The organism is Geobacter sp. DSM 9736 (genome assembly GCF_900187405.1).
Classification (GTDB): Bacteria; Desulfobacterota; Desulfuromonadia; order Geobacterales; family Geobacteraceae; genus DSM-9736.
On the sequence record NZ_LT896716.1, the window covers coordinates 2915038 to 2929485 of the forward strand.

Annotated in this window: 13 protein-coding genes; 4 read left to right on the plus strand and 9 right to left on the minus strand. The window is 59.0% G+C overall.

The window, feature by feature from the left end:
* Positions 1-70: 70 nt before the first annotated feature.
* Positions 71-1645 (minus strand): methyl-accepting chemotaxis protein, encoded by a 1575-nt coding sequence (locus CFB04_RS13300; protein ID WP_172825505.1) that lies wholly within the window; start codon positions 1643-1645, stop codon positions 71-73.
* A gap of 271 nt (positions 1646-1916) precedes the next feature.
* Between CFB04_RS13300 and CFB04_RS13305 the strand changes: the two genes are divergently transcribed.
* The gene (locus tag CFB04_RS13305) at positions 1917-2543 is read left to right on the plus strand and encodes a hypothetical protein (RefSeq protein WP_088535721.1); all 627 of its coding nucleotides are present in this window, start codon (positions 1917-1919) and stop codon (positions 2541-2543) included.
* Positions 2544-2545: 2 nt separating this feature from the next.
* On the opposite strand, the gene CFB04_RS13310 is transcribed toward CFB04_RS13305, so the two are convergent.
* The gene (locus tag CFB04_RS13310; protein WP_088535722.1) at positions 2546-3304 is read right to left on the minus strand and encodes a substrate-binding domain-containing protein; all 759 of its coding nucleotides are present in this window, start codon (positions 3302-3304) and stop codon (positions 2546-2548) included.
* 185 nt (positions 3305-3489) lie between these two features.
* Between CFB04_RS13310 and CFB04_RS13315 the strand changes: the two genes are divergently transcribed.
* Together CFB04_RS13315 and selB are read left to right on the plus strand one after the other, a co-directional pair.
* Positions 3490-4050: a nitroreductase family protein gene (locus CFB04_RS13315; protein ID WP_088535723.1), complete on the plus strand. Its 561-nt coding sequence runs from the start codon at positions 3490-3492 to the stop codon at positions 4048-4050.
* Positions 4047-5954 carry a selenocysteine-specific translation elongation factor gene (selB, locus tag CFB04_RS13320; protein ID WP_088536838.1) on the plus strand — a complete coding sequence of 636 codons (1908 nt, stop codon included), beginning with the start codon at positions 4047-4049 and terminating at the stop codon, positions 5952-5954. The genes CFB04_RS13315 and selB overlap by 4 nt, the downstream gene beginning before the upstream one ends.
* 155 nt (positions 5955-6109) lie before the next feature.
* Here selB and CFB04_RS13325 read toward each other — a convergent pair whose 3' ends face one another.
* From CFB04_RS13325 to CFB04_RS13335, 3 genes are all read right to left on the minus strand, one after another.
* Positions 6110-8083 carry a hypothetical protein gene (locus CFB04_RS13325; RefSeq protein WP_088535724.1) on the minus strand — a complete coding sequence of 658 codons (1974 nt, stop codon included), beginning with the start codon at positions 8081-8083 and terminating at the stop codon, positions 6110-6112.
* Positions 8084-8108: 25 nt separating this feature from the next.
* A complete protein-coding gene (locus tag CFB04_RS13330; RefSeq protein ID WP_088535725.1) occupies positions 8109-8927 on the minus strand; it encodes a MoxR family ATPase in 819 nt (272 codons plus the stop codon).
* Between the two features lie 168 nt (positions 8928-9095).
* On the minus strand, positions 9096-9275 hold the full coding sequence (locus tag CFB04_RS13335; RefSeq protein ID WP_088535726.1) for a hypothetical protein: 180 nt from the start codon (positions 9273-9275) through the stop codon (positions 9096-9098).
* 91 nt (positions 9276-9366) lie between these two features.
* Between CFB04_RS13335 and CFB04_RS13340 the strand changes: the two genes are divergently transcribed.
* The gene (locus CFB04_RS13340) at positions 9367-10278 is read left to right on the plus strand and encodes a protoglobin domain-containing protein (RefSeq protein ID WP_088535727.1); all 912 of its coding nucleotides are present in this window, start codon (positions 9367-9369) and stop codon (positions 10276-10278) included.
* A 141-nt stretch (positions 10279-10419) separates the two neighbouring features.
* On the opposite strand, the gene hemH is transcribed toward CFB04_RS13340, so the two are convergent.
* The 4 genes from hemH to CFB04_RS13360 form a co-directional block, all read right to left on the minus strand.
* Positions 10420-11370 (minus strand): ferrochelatase, encoded by a 951-nt coding sequence (gene hemH, locus CFB04_RS13345; protein ID WP_088535728.1) that lies wholly within the window; start codon positions 11368-11370, stop codon positions 10420-10422.
* A 43-nt stretch (positions 11371-11413) separates the two neighbouring features.
* A complete protein-coding gene (locus tag CFB04_RS13350) occupies positions 11414-12718 on the minus strand; it encodes a TRAP transporter large permease (RefSeq protein WP_088535729.1) in 1305 nt (434 codons plus the stop codon).
* On the minus strand, positions 12715-13194 hold the full coding sequence (locus CFB04_RS13355; RefSeq protein ID WP_088535730.1) for a TRAP transporter small permease: 480 nt from the start codon (positions 13192-13194) through the stop codon (positions 12715-12717). Before CFB04_RS13355 ends, CFB04_RS13350 begins: the two co-directional genes overlap by 4 nt.
* A 66-nt stretch (positions 13195-13260) precedes the next feature.
* Complete coding sequence (locus CFB04_RS13360; protein ID WP_088535731.1) at positions 13261-14292, minus strand: TRAP transporter substrate-binding protein; 1032 nt, start codon at positions 14290-14292, stop codon at positions 13261-13263.
* Positions 14293-14448 lie beyond the last annotated feature (156 nt).

Sequence of the window (14448 nt, forward strand, 5' to 3'; positions counted from 1 at the left end):
AACTATTATCTCTTACACCGTTCGGCACTGTCTCGTGTACGTTTGACGCATGAACAGGCCGAAGCTCAGCTCACGCGGCATAGTCGGCCGGTTTGTGGAAGTACTCGAACGCTGCTCTCAGCCGCTCCTTCTGCGCCTGCTCGACGCCATCGAACTCGACGCCGCACGCCAGGCCGTGCTCCTGGTTTCGGCACCACACTACCCGTGCCCCCACCTTAAACGGTTGCTGGCTGTTGTACTCGGCGAGCGAAGCGCAGGGGGTCATCACTTCGAGCAGTACCGGGTCGCCGGTGGAAACACCTGCCGACACGGGGATTCGAAGCTGCATCCCCGACATGCTGAAGTCGCTGCTGATCCCCTCGACCTTCGAGACCCCGTCCGGGAGATGCAGAAGCGTCAGCAGGCCATTATGTGCCCGCGGGTGGCGGCGTTTCTCAAGGCCGGCCGTGCGGACAACGGCGTCCTTGTTGAAGTGGAACCGCGCCATCATCGAGTTGAGATCGTGAGCAACCCGGTTGAGGTCGGCGCTGATGGTCGCAGTCACTTCCACTCTCGAGGTGCTCTCCCTGAGCGTCGTGGCGAGGGAACCGAGCGTTTCCTGGAACTGCGCGAGTCTTGCCATCTGCTCCCGGCTCTCCTCCGATATGCGCAGGTTCGCCGTCGCCGAGTGGCGTACCGAATCCACCATCCGCTCAATCACTGCGGCGGTTTCCTCGGACTTGCTCTCGCTCTCTTTCACCCGTGTAACGACTGTTTCCATGGTGCGGGTCGTCTTGTCCACCTGCCCTCCGAATTCATCGATGATGCGAGCTATCTCTTCCGTCTCTTTGGAGGTGCGGGCAGCGAGCGAGCGGACCTCGTCTGCAACGACGGCGAATCCGCGACCCTGGTCTCCTGCCCGTGCAGCTTCGATGGCAGCGTTGAGCGCGAGCAGGTTCGTCTGGTCCGCAATATCGGTGATGCTCACCACGATCTGCTGGATCTTTTCTCCCACGGACTGAAGCGCCGACGTCTCCGCCGCCGCAACGTCAACCTCCCGCACGGTGCTCTTCATCATCTCGATGTTGTCGGTAACGGCCTGCATCCCGCGTTCCGCCTCGGTCTGGGTTTCTCCCGCCTTTCCCCGCGCAGATTCCGCCATCTCCCTGATCGAGTCGGAGGTCTGCTGCAATTCGACGGTCGCGGAGGAAACGGCCTCGAAACGCTGCTGCTGTTCCGCGCTCACCTCCGAGAATTTCCCGGAGATGTCCGCGATCTGGAAGGAAGACTGCTCCATCTGAAGCCCCGCATCCTGCACCCCCGAGAGCACTCCGCACATCGATTCCTGCATCGCCATCATCGCCCTGAGCATCCGGCTCAGTTCGTTGTCGAACTCGATCTCCATCTGCCTGCTCAGGTCACCCTGGGACATCGTGTTCAGATGGCCGACCGCCCGCTGAAGCGGCCCGTCGATGGACCAGATATTGAGAGCGCCGAAGATCCCCCCGAGAATGATGAAGAGCGCGAGAGAGCCGTACTTGACGGCAAAGGAATCGAACTGGAAGGCGACTGCGGTGGCAACGATGCAGGCACTGTAGCAGATGCAAAGAATGGCGAGGCGCACTCTGATGGAGAAGTCGAGGTAGAAACTCCAGAGACGGTTCATGAGCATCCTTTCTATATGTTTAAATATATATTGCCGTTTCGGCAGCAACACCCTGCACTTGAGCCTGCTGGAGCTGACACGGCGAATGCCGGGCGGGGGGAGCTGGAAGGAGTTTGCTGCGGGAGGGTTTTTGGGGTGTAGTCAAATTCCTGTTTGCATCAGGCAGCCCATTGGCTATAGTAACCGTTACCAGCCTGCAGCAAAAGCTGCCAAGCGTGGCACCGCTGCTGTGCGATTTCTGCCATTGCTTCATGCGACTTGAAAGGTATCGATGACTCAGGATAAAGATGAACGCAAACGCCCCCCCCTGCGGCTTGTGGTGAACAATCCCGAAAAGCGGGGCAACCGATCCAAAGGGAAGGAAGAGGAACAGTTCATTCCTCTCGAAGAACTGATCGACGCCCGTGATGCGCTGCGCACAGGATTTTACCGTGGCATGGACCGTTGGCAGACAAAGGCATACCAGCACCTGGAGCGCTACCTGCAGAACCGAGAATGGCCGTACGGTCTCGATCCCAACCACGGACAGCTCATGGTGCTTCCTGCCGCCGTGGTCTGCACTGAAACGGCAGGGCACGGGGGATCACCCCAGGACGAGCTTCTCCTCTTCATCATGGAGGACGTGACGGGGGAAGGTCTTTGCCTCTCCCTGGAAACGATCCTTCCGTACTGGAGCGACGACGAAAGCATCATGGAGGAAGCTCTTCTCTATGCCCCGATCCATCAATACGGCGGGCTGTTCCTCGAAGAGAACAGGCACGACGGGCTGCTCGACCTTGTATACCGCCTGGCGCTCCCCCTTTACCCCCCCGCACCAAACGGAAAGATTTTCCGGCGGTTCTTCGGCATAGCCGCCCTGGAGCTAGCGGACACGCTTCGTCACCTTGCGGGAGAGTAACGTCAGGGTGTGATCCACCCCCATTTCCTGAATATCTTAGCCCCCTCAGGTGATGCTAGAAAATCAGCAAATCCCCTGGCCGCAGGCTTTCCCTTCCCCTGCAGGGTCAGAGCTATGCCGGTGTCGCGGTAGATGCGGTATTCCGGCTCCAGGGGGACCGTCTCTGCGAGCTCCCGGTTTGCCACCTGCCAGATATTCCAGATGAGCCACACGTCGATGTCCTGCCGCTCCATCCACATCTGACGAGCCTCTGCGCTGCTTTTAGCGAATGCGGCTATATTGCCCCGTATCGTTCGCACTGTCCCGATATCCCCCTTCCGCCCCGCCATATCCTCCCATACTCCGCTCTGCCCCGCACCGTTCACCACCAGGATCTTCACGTCGGGCCTGAGCAGGTCGTTGAATCCCTTGATCGCTCTCGGATTACCCGGGCGGACCAGCATCGACAGGGGCCGCAGATAAAGAGGTCGAACGTCGGTGTGAGAGATGATGCCTTCCAGAGCAAACACCAGATCCGTCATCATGGTTTCCGATCCGCTGTAGATAATGTCGGCATCCTTTTTTGCACGATCGACCCACTGACTTGACGGCCCTGCTGTAATTTCGATCTGCACGCCCGCCTTCTTTCCGAATGTCGTCGCCGCTTCCTTCATGGCAGGGGCAGGCCCTCCCGGCCCGTACAAACGGATCACCTCCTGCGCCTGTGCCGAAGTTGCACCGACCAGGAACCATGCGACTGCCGCCAGCATCAGTTTTTTCATGATTTCCCTCCTTTCAGGGCGACCAGTTTCCCGACACGCCGTTGATACATCCATTGTAACAAAAGAGATCAGGGAAACATGCGCCATCCCCTCGCAACAACGGGATATTTAATCTATACTATTGACCTAGCCCACTTCCGAAGCTAATAGATTGGTGTGGAAGCCATGCGCAAAGGAGGTTCACTATGGATGCACTTGAAGCTATCAGGACGAGAAGGAGTGTACGTAAATTTTCGAGTCGCCCGGTAGAGGCGGAAAAACTTGCCGCAGTCCTCGAAGCGGCCCGCCTCGCCCCATCCTGGGCCAACATGCAGTGTTGGCGATTTGTTGTGGTTGAGGACCCGGAAGCGCGCGCGCAGCTCAGCCAGTTGTCCAACGTGGAAAGCTACTTCGCACCCAGGGGATACAAGACCAACCCCGCCCAGAAGGCCTTGGCGGAGGCTCCGGTGGTGTTGGTCGCTTGCGGAGTGCCGGGAGACTCGGGTGACCTTCGGGGGCAGCAATACTACCTCTGCGATGTGGGGATCGCGGCCCAGAACCTGATGCTCGCCGCCCATGCCGTGGGGCTGGGATCGGTCTTCGTCGGGGTGTATGACGAAGAAGGAATAGCCGAAATCCTCGATATTCCACCCGAAATACGGATCGTAGGGCTCTTCCCCCTGGGGTATCCGGAAGGTGAGTCTAAGGGAGGCCCGCCGCGCAAGCCGCTGGAGGAAATCGTCTTCCGCGGAAAATGGAAGGCATGAAGCACCTCATACTCGGCACAGCAGGGCACATCGACCACGGCAAGACATCACTAGTCAAAACCCTTACCGGGATCGACACGGACAGGCTTCCCGAGGAGAAGGCGCGCGGGATTACCATCGAGCTCGGCTTCGCCCACCTCTCGCTACCGGGGGGCATCGAAATCGGCATCGTCGATGTTCCCGGTCACGAACGCTTCGTACGGACGATGGTGGCGGGAGTCGGGGGGATGGATCTCGTTATGCTCGTCATTGCCGCTGACGAAGGAATCATGCCGCAGACCCGGGAACACCTGGAAATCTGCCAGTTGCTCGGGGTGAAACGGGGGGTTGTGGCGCTTACCAAAAGCGACCTCGTGGATGCGGACTGGCTTGCCCTGGCGGGCGAGGAGGTTGCCGACTACCTCTCGGGCACCTTTCTCGAAGGAGCACGGATCATCCCGGTATCGTCCAGGACGGGTGAGGGGATCGATGCACTGAAAGTCGAACTGGCACGTCTCTGCGCCGAGGTGGAAGAGAAGAAGGCAGCGGGCCGGTTCCGCCTTCCGGTTGATCGCGTATTTACCGTCCCCGGGTTCGGGACGGTGGTCACAGGAACGCTCCTTTCCGGGGAGGTACGGGTGGGTGATGAGGTCGAACTACTCCCGCTGCACCGGGAAGGGCGGGTGCGCGGCGTTCAGACACACGGCATGAAGAGCGATGTTGCCTCTGCCGGTCAGAGGGTCGCGGTGAACCTGCAGGGGGTCGAGCACACGGAGGTTTCCCGTGGTGACATCGTGGTTCCACGGGGCATATATCACCCTACCTGGACTGTGGACACACGACTTCACTACCTCCCTTCCGCACCGCGGGAACTTCGACACCGGGCAACGCTCCGCCTTCATTCCGCTACCTACGAAGTGCCCGCCCAGGTCATCCTACTGGACCGCGACAGCCTGAAGCCGGGAGAAACTGCTTTTGCGCAATTGCGGCTCGGATCGTCGGCACTCCTTCTTCCCGGGGACCCTTTCGTATTGCGGAGCTATTCACCCCAGGCAACCCTGGGAGGTGGAAGGGTGCTCGATCCGGCGCCTCCCCGCCGCCGGCGCCGCAACGAGGATGCCCTCGCCCTGCTGGCCGCTCTGGATGAAGGGGATGAAGCCGACCGCGTTCTTTTTCTCGTACGGGAAGCTCTACTGTCGGGCATCTCTCTTGAGGAACTCTCCCAGCGAAGCGGCCTTCCCATCAGGCGGTTGGATGTTCTCCTGGCGGAGCTCCTGTCAAAAGGCTCAGTTGTGCAGGTAGTGCGGGAACCGAGGATCTTCATGACCCGCCCCACCTTCGACTCGCTGAAAGAGTTTATCTCATCCGAACTGGCAACTTACCTCAGGGAGAATCCGCTCCGCAACGGAATGGGAAAGGAGGAGCTCAAATCCCGAATCCCGAAGCGTGCCGACTCCCGATTCTTCGGGCCTCTTCTCGCTGCACTGGAAAAAGAAGGGAAAGTGGCGGTGGAGCGGGACCTCGTGAAGGCAACGACGGGAGAGAAGCCCTCCGATAATGGGTCGCGTCTCTCTGTCCCCTTGCAGGCCGCGCTCCGGAAGGCAGGAATCGAGCCCCCCACCGTCAAGGAACTGGCCGAGGCCGTCAAGGCGAAGGAGAAGGAAGTGCTGGACCACCTCCACCTCCTTGTTCGCGAGGGAAAGAGTGTGAAGGTGAAAAACGACCTCTTCTATGCGCCGGAGTCCCTTGCGCTTCTCCGGGAAAAGCTCGTCGGGTTCCTTAAGGAGAAGAAGGAAATAACGCCCGGAGAGTTCCGTGAACTGACGGGGTTATCCCGTAAATTCATGATTCCGGTCCTCGAATATTTCGACCAGGAAAAGGTGACAATTCGTGTAGGAGACAAGCGGGCGCTTCGGCGGGGCTGATGCTCACTGAAAAGGTCGTTGAAAAAACTCGGGTTGTTCAAAAATAGCCAGATAGTCGCACCCGCAGAAAGCCCTACGGAGGCGTAGCAACACTACGCCGCACACGGAGGTTTTCGAGGACGGCGGCGAGATGGCTGTTTTCAACAACCTTCCGATTACCAGACATAATCCTTGGCGATCTCTCTTTTATCCTTGCCGTAGAGAACGTGGAATACCCTGAGCTGCTTCAGCTTGACCGGGGACAGTGAGCCGAGGGGGATGTAGACGATCTTCTTGCCGAGCCTGGCAGCTATCTGCCGAAAATAGCTCCGCGGAGGTTTTGCCGCTGCATAGACCACGTGGGGCTCCCGGGAGTAGTCCAGGGCGGCAAGAAGCAGCACTTCCGGCTTGCTTCGCGCAAATGAATAGTCCGGGTCGTGCCACACATCGAGCATGCGGCGGGGCGGGTAGGAGAGGATAAGCCCTCCATACTCGCAGCGCGAGATTCCAGGCCCTACGATGTTGTCGCCGGGAGCGGTCCCGTAGAAGGCCATGTCCGACTCCTGCTCGTGCTCTCCAAGCCAGGTCATGAGGTAGGGGTAGCGGGAGCTTCCCCCGTCTTCGTCGAATATGACTACGACAGCCCCCACGCCTCCCTTCACCCGCTGGTTCTCCCGCACGTAAATCCTCCCCTCGTGCAGGTTGCGCAGAGTTTCCCGCATGTCGATCCCGTCAAGAAGCGAAGCACTGAAAGGTTCTACCCTGCTCTGCTCTTCAGACAGCTGCTTCGCGCCTTTCTTCTTCAGGAAGTGTCCGTACTGCTCGATGACGATGTCTTCCGGCGGATAGGAGCAGATGGAAGGATCGTCGAAGCCTTTCAGCCAGTCTCCCGGCTTTTTCTCCCTTTTCCGCTTCAGGAACTGGAGATGCGACAACCCCTTGCCGGGACGCTGCTGCCGCGGCCTGAACCGCAGACGGCGCGTACCTGCACGGAAATCCTCCGGTGAAAGTCTGACTGTTTGTACGTCGGAGGCCTCCTTCTGCCAGGGGTAAAAGGTAGCGAGGCGGAAAAGGGCGTAGGCGAAATTGTCGTCAACACAGCCGCGGGCACTTGCGAGCATCTGGAACAGGTCGGGAAGGAGTTGGCCGGACGCCAGCGCATAGTTGCGGGAAAACCTGAAGAAGGCGCGCTTCTGCCATAGATGGACCGGCTCGCCCGTCTCCTGCCTGTAGTGGCGGGCAGACTCCAGGAAGAGCCGGAGAGCAATCCGCTGCCGGTCGGGCATCTCCCTTTCCTTCCCCAGAAGGCGCGCGCTTCGCTCAACCGCTTCCCGCAGCACCTCCTCTTCGGGAACTTCCTTCTTTCCGCCGGAAATCAGTTCGAGTGCATTGAACCGCTTGCGCAGGGAGTATGCCTGCACCGCCGGAAGGGGAGGGAGGGGGTTGCGGCGCAGATCGTAAAGGGCATTGAGAAACGGGTACTCTCCCAGCACCTCCCGGCAGGAGTCCGGGTGAAGGTTGCAGAGCCGCACGTTGCTTCGCCTCGTTTTTTCCAGCGGCATCGCCTGAGGTTTGGCGAAGAGCTCCTTGATACGCGCCAGGTGGGCCATTCCGCAGATGAAGAGGATCCGCTCGTGCCTAGAGGAAAGCTCCTGAAGCCGGTAAGCCATCCCCTTCTCCCGGCGCAGGTCCTCCGGTTCCGGAACGGTGGAGGAGGTTGCGGCCGCGTACTGCTCGTAGTAGGCCGGCAGACCTACCCGGTGGATGGCGTAACTGTCGGGTACCGGCTCCCGGTGTTCCGGATAATCGTCCAGATCCACGTCGATCAGGTGGAGGGGAATTCCCCTCTCTACCGCCATCCTCCCTGCTTCGGTAACAGGATCCGCCGGCTCCAGGAGAAGGCAGACGGTTTCGGGCGCTGCCTGCCTCCCCGTCGTTTTTATTTCGTACATGAGCACGGACACCTGGGGCAGCCGGGCGATTCCCCTGCGGAATGGAGCATCGAGAGTTGCGGGGAGTTCGATGGCGATGCAGTCGGGCTTGAGCGACTCGACCGCCTGGCGCACGAGATGGGCAAACTCCATTCGGTAATGGAGTATGGGAAGCCCATGTACTGGTCCGAATATTTCGAGGTGAAGCCGGTGCGGCATTACGTGCTACCTCTGGAAAGTATGGCTACCTGAGATATCTCAGCGCCTCTTCACCGAGAATCCGCTCGACAGCCAGCGGCAGCAGATCGGCCGGCTCTTTTTCGGTGGCTGTCATCATCTTGAGGGCGTATCGGGCGATATTGATCCCGTCCCTCACCGAATAGAGCTCATCTGCGGCATGGGCGCGCTGGAGGAAGTCGACCACGTAGCGCAGAATCCGGTCGCTCGAAAAAGGAAGGTTCTCCCTGAGGATAAGGAGCTCCTCGTCAGCTTCCGGGAAATCGATGTAGATCTGCGGCTGGAGCCGGGAGTGGATGTACTCGGGGACCTCGAAAGTGGAGGCGTCCTCGTTCATGGTGACGACGATCCTGAAATCAGGATGGGCGGGGATGCGAAGCCCGGTGATGATCGACTCCACGTACCGCCGGTCGTCGAGGAGCGGGGCGAGAGACGCCCAAGACTTCTCGCTCATCCGGTTCCCCTCGTCTAGGATGAGCACCCCTCCCTTGACCATGGCGGAGACGAGGGACGATCCCGCGTACTGGATCTTCCCGTCCGGCCCCACCACGGGGGTCACGATAAGGTCCTCGGGGCGGGTGTCCATCGTCGCCTGGAAGAGGTAGACCGGCCGATCGAGGCGGCGCGCCGCCGCATAGGCGAGGGTGGTCTTCCCGACCCCCGGTTTCCCGATGAGACGCGGGTTGAAGGGTATATCCCGGTCGTCGATCACCATCCAAGCTGCAAGGAGCTGCCGCAGCAGTTCCTCCTGGCCGATCCATTTGAGAGGGAGCTTTACCGGACTCGCCAAAGAGAGCGTGATCCCATCAAGAGTGACTGTTTCCATCCGGTTTCTCCTAAAAAGTCCGATATGAGGTGTCCAGATTCGGCCCAGATTCTGTCGCGACCGAGGAAGCGGGCCCGCAGGCGTAGTACCCTCTGGGGCATAAACAGCGCTACGTCGAGGAGCCGGTGCCCGAGAAGCGGCGGAAGATGGGCTGAAGGTGGACGCCGATCAGGTGTTATATTCGTGGAGGTACATCATGGCCAGCTTCGCACGGTTCTCCAGACACTGCTGGCACAGCTCTCCGGCGTCGAGCCAGAGCTCCTCCGAAAGCCACTCTCCCGCCTCGACGAATACAGAACCTGACGAGTCTTCAGAAAACTCTTTTTTGCAGATGTGACACGTCTTCATGTTTACAGATGTTTACACGTTTACAGGTTTGTCAACCGGCAGCGTTTCCGCCTATACTCTACCACACCCCAGCCTAAAGGAGAACGAGCCGATGCTCACGATGCAGGAAATCAGGATGCATTATTTCTTCACCGAAGAGGATGCAGAGCTTCTGAAGGAGCTTCTTCCTCTCATGGCGGCAAACCAGGAGCGGATGGCGTCCGAGTTCTACGACTACCTCCTCGGCATACCCGAGACCGCAGAATACCTGAAGGATGACATGCTCCTGGCGCGCCTGAAGGCCACCCACAAGCACTGGTTCGTCTCGCTCTTCAGCGGAGCTTACGACAACCAGTACCTCCACACTCTGCAGAAGATCGGGCACGCCCATGTGCGCGTCGGCCTCAATGCACACTATGTCAATGCGGCAATGAACGTGGTGCGCCACTTCGTCATAGAGGTACTTCAGGAGAACTTCCCCAACATCCAGGAAAGGCGCAAGTATCGGAATGCGGCAGAGAAGATCATCGACATCAACCTCGACGTACTTAGCGCCTCATACCAGGAGGCGGAGCTCAGCAAAGTATTCCTATCCCACCGCCTCGAATCGAAGCTCATCCAGGCGACCGAACGTTTCACATACGGCCTGAATCTCGTACTGGTGCTCGCACTTGCAGGAGTCTCGATTTCGGTGGTGCTCCTGTTCGTCTGGGACCTCTTTCACATCTTCAGGGGGAACATCGAAAAGGGGATTCTCTCGGCACTCGGCTCCCTCCTCATCCTCTGGATGATGATCGAGCTGATCGACAACGAGATCAAGACCCTCAAGGGGGGAAGATTCAATATCCTCGTGTTCATCGGTGTGATCATCGTGGCGCTGATCCGGGAAATCCTCATCTCCACGCTGCGGCACGACGCTCTAGAAACTCAGATATTTCTTGCCGGTACCCTGCTAATCCTCGGCATAGTTTACTACCTAGTCGCAAGGAGCCAGAATCAGGGAGCGCCGGCAACGCATCACTAGCCGATCGTAGCGTGCCCCAGCGGCTGCGAGATTTGCCCCATATCGTCTCACCCGCAGGAGCGCCCGCGGAGGCGTGGCAGCGCCACGTCGCACAAGGGAGGGACGAGGACGGAGGCGAGATGGGGCGAAGATCGAAGCCGCCTATTTGACCCCGCGCACCAGGTCCGCCAGACAGTCTATGAAAGCAGGCGAACTATTGAGCGACGGGCTTCGCCAGAACTTGGCGTAGCCGATCTTGAACGCCTCTTCCGCCAGCTGAACGTCAATCTCGTAAAGCGTCTCGATGTGGTCGGAGACGAAGGAGAGGGGCACCACGAGCAGGTTCTTGGTTCCCTTTGCTGCCAGGTGCCCGAGCATTTCCTCTGTCGAAGGCTCCAGCCACTTCACCGGGCCGGCGCGAGACTGGAATGAGAGGTGGTGGTTTACGTCCTGGAACCGTTCCATGACGAGCCGCACTGTCTCCTGGATGTGGGAGAGGTACGGATCCCCCTCCTCGATGAAGGACTGGGGAAGTGAGTGTGCGGAAAAGAGGAGCTCCACCTCAGCCAGCGGGTGGAATGCCTGAAGCCCCTCCCGGATCTTCTCCTCCAGTGCATCGATATAGCGGGTATGGCTGTAGAAGCGATCGATGATCTTCAGGTCGAAGGACACCCCCGCCTCTCCCAGCACCCGGCGGAGCTCGTTTATGCTGGAACCGGTGGTAGCCCGTGAATAGTGGGGGTAGAGGGAAAGAGCGACGACGCGGGAAATTCCCTCCCGTTTAATTGCCGCGAGTGCCTCAATGGTTGAAGGCTTCCAGTAGCGCATCGCCACGAAACACCGGTAATCCGGACCGAGCACCTCCTCCAGCGCCCGAGCCTGTGCCTCAGTCAGCTCCCGGATTGGAGACTTGCCCCCGATCTTGTCATAGTAATCCTCGACCTTCGGTGCTCGCCGCCATGCGATGAAGCGCGCGATAACCGGCTGGAGCCACGCAGGCCCTATCCTGATGATGTCCCTGTCGCTGAAAAGGTTTATCAGAAAAGGCTTGACGGCGTCGAGGGAGTCGGGCCCTCCCATCTGAAGGAGCAGGATTGCGGTTTTTTGTGCCATCGGGATGACCTCCTCTTGAGTGAACTTTTTTGTGCGACTGTGACTACTTTACAAGGTCTGACAGCACCAGCACCGTCCAGTAAGGGGACGCCATAAGGACCGCGATGGAGATGATGTACGACGGCATGTAGTACAGCCCGCTGCGGAACACGGTACCGAGAGGGATGCCGGACATGCCCGAGACCACATAGCAGCAGATTCCGATGGGGGGCATGATCGAGCCCATTGTGGTGACGATGGTTATCACCTGCCCGAACCAGATCGGATCGTAGCCTAGCTGCGTAACTAGCGGATAGAAGATAGGGAGCGACACCAGGAGGAACGCCAGAGCATCCATGATGCATCCGCCGATGATGTAACACAGAAGGATTACACAGAGCACCATCCACTTCGGGAGCGCCAGTGTCCCGATCCACTCAGCTGTCTCATAGGGAAGTCGGGTGATGGTAAGGAATTTGGCGAAGATCACCGCTCCGGCCACGATCATAAAGACCATGCAGGAAATTCGCAGGGTATCGATGAACGCCCCGCTCAGCTTCTTCAACGTCAGTTTCCTGCGAACCGTGCAGATGATGAGGGCGAGGAAACAGCTGACGGCAGCGGCCTCGGTGGCGGTCACAACACCGGTGAAGAGAGCGAACATGATCACTGCGAAGAGGAGGAGTATATCGACGGCTTCGGGAAGCGCCGCAAACCGTTCGCGCCAGCTGCTCCTGGGCCCCGCAGGTCCCCATTCAGGATGCAGGCGGCAGAGGACTACGACGGTACCGAGGATGAGGGTGGTGAGGATGGCGCTCGGAATCACATTGCCGAAGAAGAGCTTGCCTATGGACTGGCCGGTATATAGCCCGTAGACAACCAGAACAATGCTCGGGGGAATCAATACGCCAAGGGTTGCCCCGGCGGCGACCGATCCTGCATTGAGGAGAGGATGGTACTTGTACTCTTTCATGGCGGGTATCGCCACTGCGCTCATGGTGGCGGCGGTGGCGGTATTGGAGCCGCTGATGGCGGAAAAAGCTGCGGATGCCATGATGGTGGTCATCGCCAAGCCTCCGCGACGGTGGCCGAACCACTTGTAGGTCGCGAAGTAGAGGCTGTTGTTGTACCCGGCGTAGTGGACGATCTCTCCTACGAGGATGAAGAGGGGTATCACCGTGAGGCCGTAGCTGGAGAAGCTGTTCCAAAGCTCTGAGCCTATCATCGCGCATGCCGCCTCGAAGGAGGTGGCTGCGGCCATGCCGAAGAAACCGACGAGAAGCATTGTGAACGCCGCAGGGATGCGGAGCACGAAGAGCATGAAGAACATCACGAGGATCCCGGTGACCCCCATCATCGGACCGGTCATTGGATCTCCTCGCGGTGGAAAATTGCGCGCATGCAGTCAAGGAAGAGCACGAGGGTGAGAAGGGCGAAGCCGGCCGCCACTCCGTACACGAAGGGGTAGTACCGGAACTGCAGGGTTTCCGACAGCTCTCCGGACAGGCGCAGCTTATCCCCCCAGACGACCAACTGCCAGCTGACGATGCCGAAGAGGATGCAGGTTACGGCGAAATTCACCACGTCGAGGAAGCGCTTTACAAGAAGTGGGAACTTCTCCGAAAGGATGTCCACGACGATGTGATCTTTCTTCCTCTGGGTGTGCCCGAGCGCACCTGCAATCACCAGCGACCCCAGGAACGATACGATTTCGTACGTTCCCGCGAAAGGAACCTTGACGATGCGCAGCACCACGTTCCCCGTCGCGAGCAGGACAAGGAGCAGCAGGGCAATTCCTCCTGCCAGCATGAAAAACCTTGATAGATAACTGACGAACCTGTCCATAAGACGCAACAACCCGGGAATCCGGCTAGATGCCGGTTCCCGGGTTCCGACTCCGACTCCTCGTGTTTATTTCTTCCTCGGTGCCTTCTTCCCTTGGGATTCGTACTTCGACTTGAGCGCCCGGACCTCGGCCACCAGCTGGTTGCCGTTCAAGCCCTGGGAACTTACTTTTTTCACGTATTCCTGGACCATCGGCGCCAGGAGGGCGTCCACCTGCTTCTGATCGGCAGCCGGAAGGGTATGGACATTATGCGCGTAATTCTTCTTCGACCAGGCCAGGGCCTCCTGCACGTGGCGATCTACGTATTCACCGGTCCAGACCGCCTGCTCGCGCGACAGGTCGTCGATCACCTTCTTTACGTCAGCCGGGAGGGAATCCCACTTTGCCTTGTTCATCACCACGGCGAAGGAAACCACGGGAAGATTGACAATCGTCGCATGAGGGGTGTAGGCGGCGAACTTGAAATCCTGGAGTATCTCCAGGGATGAAACCATCCCCTTCACGACCCCTTTCTGGATCGCCTCGGGGGTTTCCGACTGGGGCATTGCAACCGGCACAGCGCCAAGCCGCTTTGCCACTTCCGCGCTAGTCCCCGCCACCCGCAGTTCCATCCCCTTGAGGTCTTTCAGAGACCTGACGGGCTTGCTCGTCATCAGGTTGGTTGGAGGGCAGGTGAAGAGGGTAACCATCTTGACCTTCTCGAATTCTCTCGGCTTGTATTTCTGTACCAGGTCGAATAGTACTTGGCTCGCTACCTTGGAGCTTGTGAAGCCGTAGGGAAGGTCCACAGCCTCGGAAACAGGGAAGCGTCCCGGCTGGTAGCTCATGGCAAAATTGCCTATGTCGGCAATCCCGGAATTGACCCCTTCCAGCATGTTCTTGGCGTTCAGGAGGGTGCCTCCAGGAAAGGTCTTCACCTTCACCTTCCCCCCCGTCCGCTTCTCCACCTCCTTCGCCCAGCGCTCCATCTGAACGCTCGGAAAGGTGGCGGCGGGCGGGAAGTTGGCGTAAGTGAGTGTAACGGGGCCGGCAGCGTGAGCGCCGACAGTCGGCAGGAGCAGCATGGAGAGGGAAAGGAGCAAATTGCGCAATTTCATGGTTACCTCCTGAAACTAAAATCTGCCACAGAGGCGCGGAGACACAGAGATCAATCCAGTAGGAAAAACACCAGCAGATAAGACTGGAGTTTGTCCCAAGATTGCCGGAAAGGCACAAGCTTTCTCCGTGCCTCTGTGCCTCTGTGGCAGGTTGTC